This is a genomic window from Arthrobacter sp. 8AJ (genome assembly GCF_902506025.1).
Lineage (GTDB): Bacteria > Actinomycetota > Actinomycetes > Actinomycetales > Micrococcaceae > Arthrobacter.
Genome location: NZ_LR733289.1, coordinates 3,228,694 through 3,241,943 on the forward strand (window position 1 = coordinate 3,228,694; position 13,250 = coordinate 3,241,943).

Sequence of the window (13,250 nt, forward strand, 5' to 3'; positions counted from 1 at the left end):
TCCTAGACTGGAAGGATGCCGGACGACTCCAGCGCTGCCAAGCCCACTGCAGACAAACTCACTCCTGCGCAGCGCAGCTGGAACATGTCCCGGATCCGTGGGAAGAACACCAAACCCGAGCTGCTGGTGCGGCAGCTCCTGCACGCCAGGGGCTACCGGTACCGGCTGCACGGCAGGTCCGGCAGCACCAGGCTGCCAGGCAATCCTGACCTCGTCTTCGCCGCCCGGCACAAGGTGATCTTCGTCAACGGCTGCTTCTGGCATTTCCACGACTGCAGGGTTGGCAAGCACGCCCCGAAGGCCAACGCCGAGTTCTGGGCAGCGAAACGGAGCCGGACCCGGGAACGCGACGCCGGCCAGCGCCGGAAGCTGGAAGACGCCGGCTGGGAAGTGCTGACGGTCTGGGAGTGCGAACTGAAGGATCGATCAGCACTCGAAGCCCAGTTGGTGCACTTCCTCGAAGCCGGCGCCTGAAGGCCTGTAAACAGCCAATCTTGAGGCAATCTTTCGCTGCTCCGGCCACTGTCCTTGATCCTGGCGCGGCAGGATAAACGGGTTGCCGGCGATCAGGCAGCCGCCATTGACAGTTTCGGAGCAGCTATCCCCTATCCCCTAGCTTCTTCGAGCCAACAGGGCGGACTTGAACGCCGACGCCGACGAGTCACTGCTGTTGATGCGCCAGTCTGTTTCCTTTTGCATATGGAACCAGACAAAGCCCATCACGTCCGGCTGGGCGGCAAGGTAGGACACCAGGTCCGTATTCCAGGTCGCTTTGGAACCGCCCAGTTCGCTGGACGCCGTTTCCGCGACCAGCACGGGTTTCCCGGGGGCCAGGGTGCGGAGCTGGGAGATGCCGGGGCCGAGGAGGTCCACGGGGGAAACCCAGCTGCTCCAGGTTTGCGAGGTGCCCCAGTTGTAGCCGTCCAGGGCCACGATGTCCGCGTAGCCCGGGCCCGGGTACAGGCCTGCCAGGTCAGTGGAGCCCCAGTACGGCACGTTGGGCGACCAGACCCACTGGACGTTCGCGGCGCCCGTGCCGGCAACGACGTCGTGCACGTGCCGCCAGGCGGCTACGTAATCTCCGGCCTGGTTACCGTTCACGCCTTCGGCCCAGGGATACCAGTTGCCGTTCATCTCGTGGGCGAAGCGCAGCATGACCGGTTTGCCCCATGCCGCGAGGGACTGGCCCCACTGGCTGATGTACCCGTCGAAGTCCCCGGCAGTAATCCGGGCCAGCGAATACGCCGGCTGGTTGACGCCACCTCCCCATGCCCACGGCTCCCAGGTAACCAGGGGCGTGGCTCCGCGGGAGCGGACAGCGTCCAGCTCAGTGATGGGCGGGGGCTGCAGGAAATCCTTGTAACTCATCACGATGGAAGGGATTTCCCCGGACACGGTGGCAACCTCGTCCAGTTCCGAACTGGCCAGGGGTCCCCCCGGCGTTGCCGCTCCAAAACGCAGGGCGGCGGAACTGATGGCCGGCGCCGGTGCGGGCGCCGGAGCCGGAGCCGGAGCCGCCTGGACCACGAATGTGGCGGATGCCTTGATGGACGACGTCTTGGCGGTGATGGTGAGGTTCCCGGTAGCCGCCGCCGGAATGGTGATGCCTGTGCTGAACGCACCCGTCGAGGTTGTTTGGAACGCGAACGTGGTGGACCCGACGATCACGGTGCCTGTGGTGGAGGCCCTGAACCCGGTTCCGGCGACCGTCACGGCGGAACCGGCCGGTCCGGAGGTGGGATTGAGCGAAACTTGCGGTGACGTGGCTGCTGCGCTGGCCGGCTGGATGACGGAAACCGCCAATCCAACCCCGATTATGAGCGCGACAAATAAGGACCTAAGCATTCGGAACACGGCAATCTATCCCCAGATTGAGAGGCGGCCGCGGCCGCCGGTGGCGTCAATGCAGAAAGCACTGGCCTTGATTTTATGGGCAAAAATCCGCACTCCGATCAAGAAAACCACAATTCTTGCCGAGTCTTCTGCGAGGTCCTGGGAACAGTCCTAACCTGAAAAAGAGCAAGCGTTCCGGGCTCAGCGCCCAGATTCCCGAGTCTACAAAACCAGCAGAAAGGAGTGTCATGAGCACATCAGATGATGCCCCCAGGCCGCTGGTAGACCAGTCCGTCCTGGACCGGCTGCGGGATGAACTCGAGGAGGAGGAAGGCTACAGCCGCGTCTTCGTGGGGAACTTCATCGAGTACCTGCCCCAGCGGCTGGGCCGGTTGCGGCTGGCCCTGACCACGGGGGACCTGGAGGGCTCCATGGACGCGGTCCTGAGCCTGAAGACGTCAAGCCAGATGGTGGGAGCAGAGCGCCTGGCCGGACTGGCTTTGGAGCTGGAGAACGAGATCCGGGCCGAGGCTCGCCACGCTGACATGGCGGTGGCGCTGCCCAGGCTGGCCGCCACCTACCTGCGGCCCATCACCCAGTGCAGCAGGCAGACCATGCACCGGCTGCAGGCTCAGTGCTGCCCCGGGGCCAAACGGTAACCCACCCCGCGAACGGTTTGCAGCCACCGTGGCTGCTGCGGTGAGTCGCCCAGCTTTTTGCGCAGGTTCCCCATGTGGACCTCCACGGAACGTTCGTCTGCTTCGCTGATGTAGCTGCCGACGTCGTAATCCTCGTCGCGGAGCCGCCGCACCAGGTCGGACTTGGTCCTGACCGTCCGTCCTGCTTCCAGGAGCGCGTAGAGGAGTTCGAACTCCGTACGGGTCAGGTTCATCTCCTTGCCGTCAACGGTGACAGTGCGGGACGCGTAGCTGAGCTCCAGGCCGTTGTGGGTGAAGTTTCCGCGCTCCGGATGGGCCGCGCTGTCCGCGGAGGCATCCACCGAAACTTCGTGCGGGTCAGGAACGGACCGCGGCCGGCGCATCATGGCCGCAACCCGCGCGCGGAGTTCCCGCGGGCGGAACGGCTTGGTGAGGTAGTCATCGGCCCCCGATTCGAGCCCGATCAGGGTGTCCAGTTCCTCGGTGCGCGCCGTCAGCATCACGATGTACGCATCCGAGAACTCGCGGATCTGCCGGGAGACTTCAAAGCCGTCGATGTCGGGCAACCCCAGGTCCAGGGTAATGACATCGGGATTAAGGCTCTTGGCCATCAGGACGCCCTCGGCGCCGCCGCTGGCGACGGTTACCTCAAATCCAGCCTGGGTCAGCACAGTGCGAACCAGTTCCCGAATGTCGTGGTCATCTTCGATGACCAGACCCACACGTGCCTCACTCATAGAGCCCCCTCAGTGCCAACGTCTGAAGTATAGCTGGCTGCGGATATCCTGCTGGTATGGTCCCGCACACCCCCACATCCGCGTCCCCCGCGCCATGAGCGACCCCACTGCCTGGTCCTCGGGCCGGCTGCGGTTTTTCAAGCGGCCCTTCCATGAGTACCGGCTGACGGACCGGGTGGCCCTGAGCCAGATGCCGTTGTTCGTGACCACGCTCCTCACGGCTTTCCTGGTGTGGGCGTTCTTCCCGGACACCATGGGCAATCCCCTCTTTGTTACGTTCCTTGTTTCGCAGCTGGCCATCATGGCGCTCTGCTATGTGATCCCCTGGGACCGGCTGCCCTACACCAGCTTCCTCGCCATCCCGCTGCTGGACTTCATCTCCATCGGCGCAGGCCGCGAAGGTGGCCAGGAAAGCCTGACGGGAATCAGCCTGCTGGCCGTGTTTCCCGTCATTTGGCTTTGCGCGTCCGGCTACTATCCGAGAGCCGCGTTGTGGTTCTCCTTCCTTGGACCGCTGGCCATCATCTGGGTGCCGCTGCTCCTGAAGGGCAACTTCACGCCGCAGGACTTCGCGCGCTCACTGCTGCTGCCCGTCATGATGCTGGGCATCGGCGTGTCCGTGAGCGTCCTGACCTTGAGCATGATGCGCCAGCAGAAGCAGCTGGAAGAAAAGGACGAGCAGCTGCGGGCCAACCTGCGGACCAGCAAGCGCCAGGAATCGCTGCTGAACACTGTGCTGGATACCGTGCATCTGGGCGTGCTGGCTATTGATGCCGACGGCCATGACATCCTGATGAACCGGAAGCAGCGGGCCAACCATGAACTGGCCCGGCCAAAGAACATTGCGGACCCCAACGAATCGCAGCTGCTGGTCTACGGCCCGGACCGGAAAACCCTGATCCCCGTCCAGGAGCGTCCCGTGCGCCGCGCCGTCCTGGGCGAAACCTTCACCGATTACCTGGTCTGGCTGGGTGACGGGAAGGACCAGCGGGCACTCGTGACCACGGCCCGGGCCATGAAGGACTCCGACGGCAACTTCACCGGCTCGGTGATTGTCTTCAGCGACGTCACGGACCTGGTGAATGCACTCACCGCCAAGGACGACTTCGTCTCCAGCGTCTCCCACGAATTCCGGACCCCGCTGACGTCCATCCTGGGCTACGTTGAGATCCTGCTGGCCGATGATCCGGACGAGCCTGAACGGGAGATGCTGGAGATCATCCGCCGGAATTCCGAGCGCCTCCTGACCCTGGTGTCGGACCTGCTGGCCAGCCGGAACGGCCAGCTGATCGTCTCGCCCGACGCCGTGGATGTTGCCGAACTGGTGCGCAGCAGCGTGTCCTCGGCGTTGCCCCGCGCAGCCGCAGCCGGCGTGGAACTGCGGGCGGAAACCCCGGAACGGCTGGAGGCCCGCGTGGACAGCGCCAGGATCTCCCAGGTACTGGACAACCTGGTGTCCAACGCCATCAAATACTCCCCTGACGGCGGCGAGGTGGTGGTGTCGCTGGCGCGGGAAAACGGCCATTTGGCCTGCCGGGTCAAGGACACGGGGATGGGCATGAGCCCGGAGGACACCTCCGAGGTGTTCGCCAAGTTCTTCCGGACCAGCAACGTCCGGCGCACCGCCATCCCGGGCGTCGGCCTGGGCCTGCCCATCAGCAAGGCGATCGTGGAAGCCCACGGCGGGACCATCGACGTCGAGAGCACGCTGGGCGAGGGAACGACGTTTACGTTCCGGGTTCCGGTGCAGCGGTCCTGAGCACCTCGCCCCAGGATTGGGAGGCAAGGTCCCGTAAGGATTCCAGGATGGCCGACGGCGGCTGGCTGAGATCCAGCGGGAACTCCACGATGTCGATGTCGGTGTTCAGGATGCGGCGGAGCTTCATCTCGCCTTTGCCCGCATAGACCAGCCAGGCGGTGGGCACGGCGAGCGCGGTGCAGTGGGCCAGCATTTGGTAGTGGTCGGCAGTCAGCGACGCGCCGGCATCCGAGGCCGCCCGGTACTTGGCGTTGTAGGCAACCACCGGGCGTCCGCCGAGCATGTGGACGGCATCCGGGCGCACGGACAGCCGGTCGGAATCGCGCACCGCCTCGCTGAGGAGGGCGTTGTACCGCAGCCGCAGCTCCCCCGGATATGACGCCATCGCACTGCGCAGTGCCGTTCCCACGAAGTCTTCGAAAACCTGGGCCATGTCCACCACGAACGACGCTGTCTGTTGCCTGCCCTCCCCCGCCTCGGCGGACGCGTTGCGCAGGACCAGCTCCGCGAGGCGCAGCACTGCGTGGTAGCGCAGGTTCATCCTGGTGGGCGTCCACGACGGCACCGGGGCGCCTGCTGGAAGGCGGGTGACGGCGTCGAGCTTTCCCTTCAGCTGGCGCAGCCGCCCCAGCACCTCGGGCCGGACGCCGGGCACCTGCCCCATCCTTTCCAGGGCGGCGCGCAGGATCCGGTTCTCGGCGATGTCCTCGGTGAACTCGTCGTAGGAGACCTCCAGCGGGACCAGCATGCCGGGGCGGCGGGAGATCTGGTCCGAGATCCGGATCCGGCCCTTGACCGTGCGCAGGGATTCATCCACGGTGAGGTAGCCCTGCAGGACCCCGCGGCCCAGGGCACGCTCGGCCAGCTGCGCCAGGGACTCCGCCAGCGCACTCCACAGCTCCCGGTCCTCGTCCGCCGCCACCAGCTCCGGGCGGAACCCCTGCTCCCCCGCGTAGCTGAGGAGGAACAGGAGCCGGCTGAGCCCGAGGCGGTCCTTGGGCCGGACGTCCAGCTGGACCGTGGAGGTGCGTACCGAACCCACCTTGCCTACCGGCTCGATCCGGTACAGCCCCATGCCCATGGGCGAGGCCTTGGCCAGGCCACTGGAATTCAGGAAGGAAGCGCTTGGCGCATCCAGCCGCTCAACCAGCCCGGTGGACAGCTCGTCCAGGACCAGGTGCCGCACGGACGCGCCGGGGTCAGCGCGCTGCAACGCGTCCCAGCAGCTGGTCCAGCCCGAACCGCTCCTCCAGCTGCGCCCGCGTCAGCTGGCCGTGGTAATGCTCCTCCAGTAGCGGCATGAGCTCGTACTTCCAGATCCGGCGCAGACCTGCAGGGGTTTGGGCTGCCGGCTTCATGAAATAGGACGGGCCGATCATCAGGTCCCGGTCCCACTCGTCAATGGCCCCGTTGAGCGCGTCCAGCAGGAGCGCCGGGGTGGTGTCCAGTTGGCGGGCCTCCAGGAACCGGAGCAGGGAACCCTTGACCGGCTCCGTCTGCGGGTGCAGCTCGATGAAGGAGAAGCGCCGGCGGATGGCCGCGTCCATCATGGCGATCGACCGGTCGGCGGTGTTCATGGTGCCGATGATGTAGAGGTTGTCCGGCAGCGTGAACGGCTCGTTGGGGCTGTACTGCAGGTAGATCCGGTCATCGCGGTACTCCAGCAGGAAGTACAGCTCGCCGAACACCTTGGCCAGGTTGGCGCGGTTCATCTCATCGATGATCAGGAAGTACGGCTTTTTCTCGTTGCCGGGCTTGGCGGCTTCCTCGGCGAGGCGGCGCAGCGGACCGGCCACCAGCTTGAAGGACACCTGGCCTTCATCCGTCTTGTCCGGCCGGTAGCCCTCGAAGAAGTCCTCGTAGGCGTAGGACGGGTGGAACTGGACCAGCTTGACGCGTTCGTCCGTGGTGTTGTCCGCCAGTTCCGCGGCGAGGTGCTTGGCCAGGTAGGTCTTGCCCGTGCCGGGAGGGCCGTAAAGGACCAGCTGGCGGTTTTCCTCCAGCAGGTCGGCGATCTCCTGGAGGGGCTCCAGTTCCATGTGCAGCGAGGCTGCGAATTCCTGCGTCAGAGGGCGGAAGCCCTCCTGGACAGAGGGGACGACGGCGGCGCCGTCAGTATCGCCGTCGGGCTCGGTTTCCGCCTCCGCCGGCAGGAGTGCCTGCAGCGCCTGGACCACGCGGGTCACGTCCACCACGATGCCGGGGGTGGCGAGCTGGCGCTGGACGTGCCGGGGAAGGCTGGTGGCGGTGTGGCCGTCGTCGAACCAGCGCACCTTGCGGCGCAGGCGCCGGTTGTCGTCGTTGTATTCGGGCTCCCCCAGCACGCCGCCCAGCCGTACGGTTCCGGCGTGCTGGTACAGCACCAGGTCCCCGGGCTTCATGACGGTCAGGAAGGCAAAGACCGCGGTTTTGGTGTCCTCGCGTTCCACGTAGCCGAGGTGCTTGTAGTCCTCGTCCACGGCGTGCTGCACCAGGCCGGCGGTGACACCGGGGTCCAGCGTGCGGAGATGCTCGACGTCGAGCGTCACCTTCTCCTCGCCGTGCCAGGCGGTGAGCAGCTCGGCATGGTCGCTGTGGGTCCGGAGCAGCCAGGCGCGCCGGCCGGGGTCACCCACCTTGCGCCACTGGCTGACCAGCTGACGGGAGTACCAGTCGATCCGCTGGCCGGCCTGCTCGTCCAGGTGCAGCCGGATGCGGTGGATGTCCGCGGTGATGTCCTCTTCCCCGTCGCCCTTCGCGCCGCCCACCAGGGAGGCGAAGGCGTCGCGGATCTCCTGCCGCTCCACGTCCGCCACGACGGGCTCGAAGTAGCTGGGCCACGCCAGGAATTCGATGCTTCGGCGGATGGCGGGCTGGTCGTCGGGGGTGGATGCGGCGAGGCGGTGGAACTGGAGGGGGTCCTTGATGGCCGCCTGCACCACGGCCGCCGGCCGCTGGGCAACGTTCCGCACGAACCGGCACAGCCACTTCAGGTGGTCCCAGATGGTCCAGTTGAATTCGGCGGTCCGGTCCCGGATTACGCCGTGGTCGGTCATCCCGGCGTACAGCTCCTCTGGCAGTTCCAGCGGCGGTTCCAGCCAGCCGGCGGCTTCGGCCACGCGGGCGCGCTTGACCTTGAGGGACTTCACTTCGTGGGCCAGCGGAAGGGACTGGAGGAAGAGCAGCTCCACGGCCAGCTGTTTTGCTCCGCGCGTGGCACCCTCCAGGTTTTCGCGGAGGTTCGTCATCATCGGGGCTTTGGGGTCGGCGATGCCGCGGTCCAGCCGGTCGAGCAGCTCCGCGGCTGCCGGAACGGACCATGTCCTGGTGCGGCCGTCCAGGGGCGAGGCCTTGCCTTGGAGGCCGGGACCCAACACGAACCATGCCGCGTCCTCGATCTCCCTGGAGATGCCGAGGGCGCGGGTCATGGCAACAGTGGCAGTGGGGGTCATGCCCTCAAATTTACAGGGTCAAGCTGGGCGGCCGCTCCACGGGTGCCGGCCGCCCTCCTGCCAGCGGGGACTACTTGCCGGTTGCGGAGTGCTTCCGGCCGAAGATGAAGTAACCCATGGGGCCGATGAAATTGACGAAGGACGCCGCCCGCCACGCAGCCTTGGGCCCGTTGATGAGTTCTGCCGGCCGCCGGGAGATGTCGCGCTGGGCGGCAACCAGCAGGGACACCTGAACCAGGCCCGTCACAATGGTGCCCATCTTGGCACCCGGTGACATTTCCTTCCAGGTCTTCTTTTTCCGGGCGGTGCGGTTCTTGTTGCCGGCCATGAGCGCTTCCTTTCGGTGTACAACGTGGTTCCAGTCCAGTAGGTCCGGTGCAGGCTGTCCAGAGTCTTAGTGCCTGTAGGGGGCCATCCGGTCTTTTTGTTCCTGGCTGAGCCTTTGTACCCGGCCCGTGGCTTCATCCACGAACGCCAGATGGCTGCTCGCCTTCACGCAGTCCTCCCGGGTAACGGGGTCCTGGAGCAGGTAGTGGATGTCGAAGCTGGCGCCCTTGACGGCACCGATCCATACCTGGACCACTGCAGGAACGTTGCGGTACTCCAGTGTCCGGACGTAACGGATCTTGTGGTCCACCACCAGGGCAAGAGTCCCGGCCGGGACGTCGTTGAACAGCGACACGGGGGGCTCCATCCCCGGGAGGCCCGCACCCCGGGGCGGTCCGAAGGCTGCGATGCGGGCCTCCTCCAGCATCCGCACGATCTGGACGTTGTTGATGTGGCCATAGGCGTCCATGTCGCCCCAGCGCATCGGCACCAGCACCTCGATCCGCTGGCCGCCGTGCGCGCTCAGCTGCGCACCGCCGTCGAATCGTCAACCGGGAAGTCCCCGGCGTCCGCACCGGCAAACTGCGACATGTAGAGGCGGTGGTAGGCCCCGCCGGCAGCGAGCAGCACCTGATGGTTGCCCTGTTCCACGATTCGTCCGTTCTCCATAACCAGGATCGTATCCGCATCACGGATGGTGGAGAGACGGTGCGCGATGACGAAGCTGGTCCGGTCTGAGCGCAGCGCCGCCATGGCCTTCTGCACCAGGAGCTCGGTGCGGGTGTCCACGGAACTGGTGGCTTCGTCCAGGATCAGCAGCGACGGGTTGGCCACAAATGCGCGGGCAATGGTGATCAGCTGTTTCTCGCCGGCACTGACGTTGTTGCCCTCTTCGTCGATCACGGTGTTGTAGCCCTCGGGGAGCGCCCGGACGAACCGGTCCACAAAGGTGGCCTTGGCGGCCGCCATGACCTGCTCCTCTGTGGCGTCGAGGTTGCCGTAGCGGATGTTGTCGTAGATGGATCCGCCGAACAGCCAGGCGTCCTGCAGCACCATGCCCACCTTGGAGCGCAGTTCGGAGCGGCTGAGGTGGGTGACGTCCACACCATCCAGCATGATGGAGCCCGAGTTGAGCTCGTAAAAGCGCATCACCAGGTTCACCAGGGTGGTCTTGCCGGCTCCCGTGGGCCCGACGATGGCCACGGTGTTGCCAGGCTCCGCCGTGAAGGACAGGTTCTCGATGAGCGGCTTGTCCGGGGTGTAGCTGAAGGTGACGCCCCTGAAGTCCACGTGCCCGTCGGTTTTGGCCGGCAGGTGTTCGGTGGCGGTTTCGGCATCCTGTTCGTCGGCGTCCAGGAATTCGAAAACGCGTTCCGAGGACGCTACGCCGGACTGGAGCATGTTGGCCATTCCGGCCATCTGGCCCAACGGCTGGGTGAACTCGCGGGAGTACTGGATAAACGCGGTGGCATCGCCCAGGGACATGGCGCCGGAGGCCACCCGGAGTCCGCCCACCACGGCGATGCCCACGTAGCTCAGGTAGGACACGAACTGCATGACGGGGAAGATGATCCCGGAGACGAACTGCGCCCCGAAGCTTGCCTTGTACAGGGCCTCGTTGCGTTCCTCGAACCGGGCCAGCATGTCAGCGTCCCGGCCGAAAACGCGGACCAGGTCGTGGCCGGAAAAGGATTCCTCGATCTGGCCATTCAGCGACCCGGTGTTTTTCCACTGGGCTGCGAACAGCTTCTGGCTCCGGGCCCCGATCAACCCGGCCGCCACCCCGGACAGCGGGAGCGCCACCAGGGCGATCAGCGCCAGTTGCCAGGAGACGATGAACATCATGATCACAATGCCCACCACGGTCAGCACGGAGTTCACCAGCTGCGCGAACGCCTGCTGGAGGGCCTGTTGGATGTTGTCGACGTCATTGGTCACGCGGGACAGCACGTCGCCGCGCTGCCGGGTGTCGAAGTAGTTCAGCGGCAGGCGGTTCAGCTTGCTTTCGGTATCGTCGCGGAGCCGCCGGATCACTTTCATGACGATGCGGTTCAGCACGTACCCCTGCAGCCACATGAAGATGTTGGCCACGAAGTACATGAGCAGGACGATGGCGATGAGCATGCTGAGCCTGCTGAAGTTGATGCCGGTGCCCGGTACCAGTTCCATCCTGGAAACCATGTCCGCGAAGTTGTCCTGGCCCTGCTGGCGCAGGCCTGCCACAAACTGCTCCTTGCTGGCGCCGGCCGGCAGCTGCCTGCCGACTACCCCGGCGAAGATGACGTCCATGGCCTGGCCCAGGATCTTGGGAGCTATGACGTTCAGGACCACGGAGATGACCACCAGGCCCACCACCGCGTAGATGCCCATGGCCTCGGGCTTCAGGAGGCCCATGAGGCGTTTCGCGGAAGGCCAGAAGTGCTGGGCCTTCTTGGCGGGCATGCCACCGAACATGTCCCCGTCCGCCTCGGAGGGCGTGAATTCCTCCTCGAAGTAGTCGTCGTCCTGCGGCGGGGCGGGCTGTGTGGCCTGTTCCACGGAATCGGCATCCTTCCTGCGGGGACTCATGCCACTTCCTCCACGCTCAGCTGGGATTCAACAATTTCCTGGTAGGTGGGCGAGGTTTCCAGGAGTTCCTCGTGCGTGCCGCGGTCCACGATCCGCCCGTTGTCCAGCACCAGGATCTGGTCGGCCTCGGTGATGGTGGAGATCCGTTGGGCCACGATGATCACGGTGGCGTCCGACGTGGTGCGCTTGAGGGCTGCGCGGAGCCGGGCGTCAGTGGCGACGTCAAGGGCGGAGAAGGAGTCGTCGAACAGGTAGACCCGCGGCTTGGTCACCAGGGCGCGTGCGATGCAGAGGCGCTGGCGCTGTCCGCCGGAGACGTTGGTGCCGCCCTGGGAGATCCGGGAGTCCAGGCCGTGCTTCTTCTCGCGGACGAACGACTCGCCCTGTGCGACCAGGAGGGCGTCCCACAGTTCCTGGTCTGTGGCCTCGGTCTTGCCGAACCGGAGATTGTGCCCGATGGTGCCGGAGAACAGGTAGGGGCGCTGCGGTACCAGGGCCACGCGCCGAGTGATCTCTGCACGGTCCAGCCTGTCCACGGGGACCCCGTCCAGCAGCACCTGGCCTTCCGCGGGGTCATACAGCCGCGGCAGGAGGGACAGGAGGGAGGTCTTGCCGGCGCCTGTGGAGCCGATGATGGCGATGGTCTGGCCGGGCCGGGCGGTGAAGCTGATGTTGCTCAGTACGGGCGACTCGGCTCCGGGGTAGGCGAAGGTCACGTTGCGGTACTCCACCACCCCGGCAAGGGCGGCCGGGGCCTCGGGGTTTAGGGGGTCATGGATGGAGGGCTCGACGTCGAGCACCTCGCCGATGCGGTCGGCGCAGACGGAGGCGCGCGGGATCATCATGGCCATGAAGGTTCCCATCATGACGGCCATCAGGATCTGCAGCAGGTACTGCAGGAACGCGGTCAGGGACCCCACCTGCATGGCACCGGCGTCCACGCGCTGGCCGCCAAACCAGAGCACGGCGGCGGTGGACAGGTGCAGGATCATGCTGATGGCCGGGAACATGAGGACGAACAGGGCACCGATGCGGAGCGAGACGTCCGTGAGTTCCTTGTTGGCGCCCCCAAAGCGGTCCGTCTCATAAGGTTCCCGCACGAAGGCCCGGACCACCCGGATGCCGATGATCTGTTCGCGCAGCACGGCGTTGATCCGGTCGATCTTCCGTTGCATGGAGCGGAACAGCGGCATGAGCCGGACCACCAGGTATCCCACCACCACGGCCAGCAGCGGGACGGACACCCAGACCAGCCAGGACAGGTTCAGGTCCTCGCGCAGCGCCATGATGATGCCCCCGATGCACATGATGGGCGTGGCCACCATGAAGTTCAGCCCCATCAGGAGGAGCATCTGCACCTGCTGGACATCATTGGTGCCCCGGGTGATCAGCGTGGGCGCGCCGAACGCATTGACGTCCTTGGCGGAGAAGCTGGTGACCTTGCCGAACACGGCGCGGCGCAGGTCCCGGCCAACGGCCATGGCCGTCCTGGAGCCGAAATAGACGCCGGCGATGGCCGCAGCCACCTGGGCGAAAGCCACCAGGAGCATCAGCGCACCGGTTCGCCAGATGAAATCGGTGTCTCCGCGCGCCACGCCCTGGTCGATGATCTGGGCGTTCAGGCTGGGCAGGTAGAGCGCGGCGATGGTGGCGGCAAGCTGGAAAATGACCACGGCGGCGATATACGGCAAATACGGTTTGGAGTAGCGCCGTATGAGGGTGAGGAGCATGGACTCAACTCTAATAACGCCCACCGACATTTGGGCTCCGGCGGAGCATCTTTTCCCGCGCCCACCCGCTGGTGACGGCGGGGGCCCGGCACACCGCCCCGGGCCGGCATGATGCAGGAAAGCCGCAGCCCCCACCCGGAAGGTTTTCCGGGTGCGGGCTGCGGCTTTGTTGCTATCCGCCGGTGGCTTGGCCGGCCCCGGCAGGG

11 protein-coding genes are annotated in these 13,250 nt (G+C 65.8%); 3 read left to right on the forward strand and 8 right to left on the reverse strand.

What is annotated here, in order from left to right:
• Nucleotides 1–15: 15 nt before the first annotated feature.
• A complete protein-coding gene (locus BACI349Y_RS14970) occupies nt 16–474 on the forward strand; it encodes a very short patch repair endonuclease (RefSeq protein ID WP_159632793.1) in 459 nt (152 codons plus the stop codon).
• A gap of 138 nt (nt 475–612) precedes the next feature.
• On the opposite strand, the gene BACI349Y_RS14975 is transcribed toward BACI349Y_RS14970, so the two are convergent.
• Nucleotides 613–1,845: a glycosyl hydrolase gene (locus tag BACI349Y_RS14975; protein ID WP_159632794.1), complete on the reverse strand. Its 1,233-nt coding sequence runs from the start codon at nt 1,843–1,845 to the stop codon at nt 613–615.
• A gap of 236 nt (nt 1,846–2,081) precedes the next feature.
• Here BACI349Y_RS14975 and BACI349Y_RS14980 point away from each other — a divergent pair, with 236 nt between their 5' ends.
• On the forward strand, nt 2,082–2,492 hold the full coding sequence (locus BACI349Y_RS14980) for an Hpt domain-containing protein (protein WP_159632795.1): 411 nt from the start codon (nt 2,082–2,084) through the stop codon (nt 2,490–2,492).
• Here the strand turns inward: BACI349Y_RS14980 and BACI349Y_RS14985 are convergent.
• Nucleotides 2,465–3,229: a response regulator transcription factor gene (locus BACI349Y_RS14985; protein WP_201302455.1), complete on the reverse strand. Its 765-nt coding sequence runs from the start codon at nt 3,227–3,229 to the stop codon at nt 2,465–2,467. The two genes, BACI349Y_RS14980 and BACI349Y_RS14985, sit on opposite strands and share 28 nt — an antisense overlap.
• Before the next feature lie 94 nt (nt 3,230–3,323).
• Between BACI349Y_RS14985 and BACI349Y_RS14990 the strand changes: the two genes are divergently transcribed.
• Nucleotides 3,324–4,988: a sensor histidine kinase gene (locus BACI349Y_RS14990; RefSeq protein WP_159632796.1), complete on the forward strand. Its 1,665-nt coding sequence runs from the start codon at nt 3,324–3,326 to the stop codon at nt 4,986–4,988.
• Here the strand turns inward: BACI349Y_RS14990 and BACI349Y_RS14995 are convergent.
• The 6 genes from BACI349Y_RS14995 to BACI349Y_RS15020 all read right to left on the reverse strand — a co-directional run bounded on the left by BACI349Y_RS14995 (nt 4,957) and on the right by BACI349Y_RS15020 (nt 13,044).
• Nucleotides 4,957–6,201, reverse strand: coding sequence for a 5-methylcytosine restriction system specificity protein McrC (locus BACI349Y_RS14995; protein ID WP_201302456.1), 1,245 nt, complete (start codon nt 6,199–6,201; stop codon nt 4,957–4,959). The two genes, BACI349Y_RS14990 and BACI349Y_RS14995, sit on opposite strands and share 32 nt — an antisense overlap.
• Nucleotides 6,188–8,419 carry an McrB family protein gene (locus BACI349Y_RS15000; RefSeq protein ID WP_159632797.1) on the reverse strand — a complete coding sequence of 744 codons (2,232 nt, stop codon included), beginning with the start codon at nt 8,417–8,419 and terminating at the stop codon, nt 6,188–6,190. Before BACI349Y_RS15000 ends, BACI349Y_RS14995 begins: the two co-directional genes overlap by 14 nt.
• Nucleotides 8,420–8,489: 70 nt before the next feature.
• Entirely contained in the window at nt 8,490–8,747 is a 258-nt protein-coding gene (locus tag BACI349Y_RS15005) for a PLD nuclease N-terminal domain-containing protein (protein ID WP_159632798.1), read from the reverse strand.
• Between the two features lie 66 nt (nt 8,748–8,813).
• Nucleotides 8,814–9,230 (reverse strand): acyl-CoA thioesterase, encoded by a 417-nt coding sequence (locus BACI349Y_RS15010; RefSeq protein WP_159632799.1) that lies wholly within the window; start codon nt 9,228–9,230, stop codon nt 8,814–8,816.
• 38 nt (nt 9,231–9,268) lie between these two features.
• Nucleotides 9,269–11,314, reverse strand: a complete 2,046-nt coding sequence (locus BACI349Y_RS15015; protein WP_159632800.1) for an ABC transporter ATP-binding protein — start codon at nt 11,312–11,314, stop codon at nt 9,269–9,271.
• The gene (locus BACI349Y_RS15020) at nt 11,311–13,044 is read right to left on the reverse strand and encodes an ABC transporter ATP-binding protein (protein WP_159632801.1); all 1,734 of its coding nucleotides are present in this window, start codon (nt 13,042–13,044) and stop codon (nt 11,311–11,313) included. Before BACI349Y_RS15020 ends, BACI349Y_RS15015 begins: the two co-directional genes overlap by 4 nt.
• Nucleotides 13,045–13,250 lie beyond the last annotated feature (206 nt).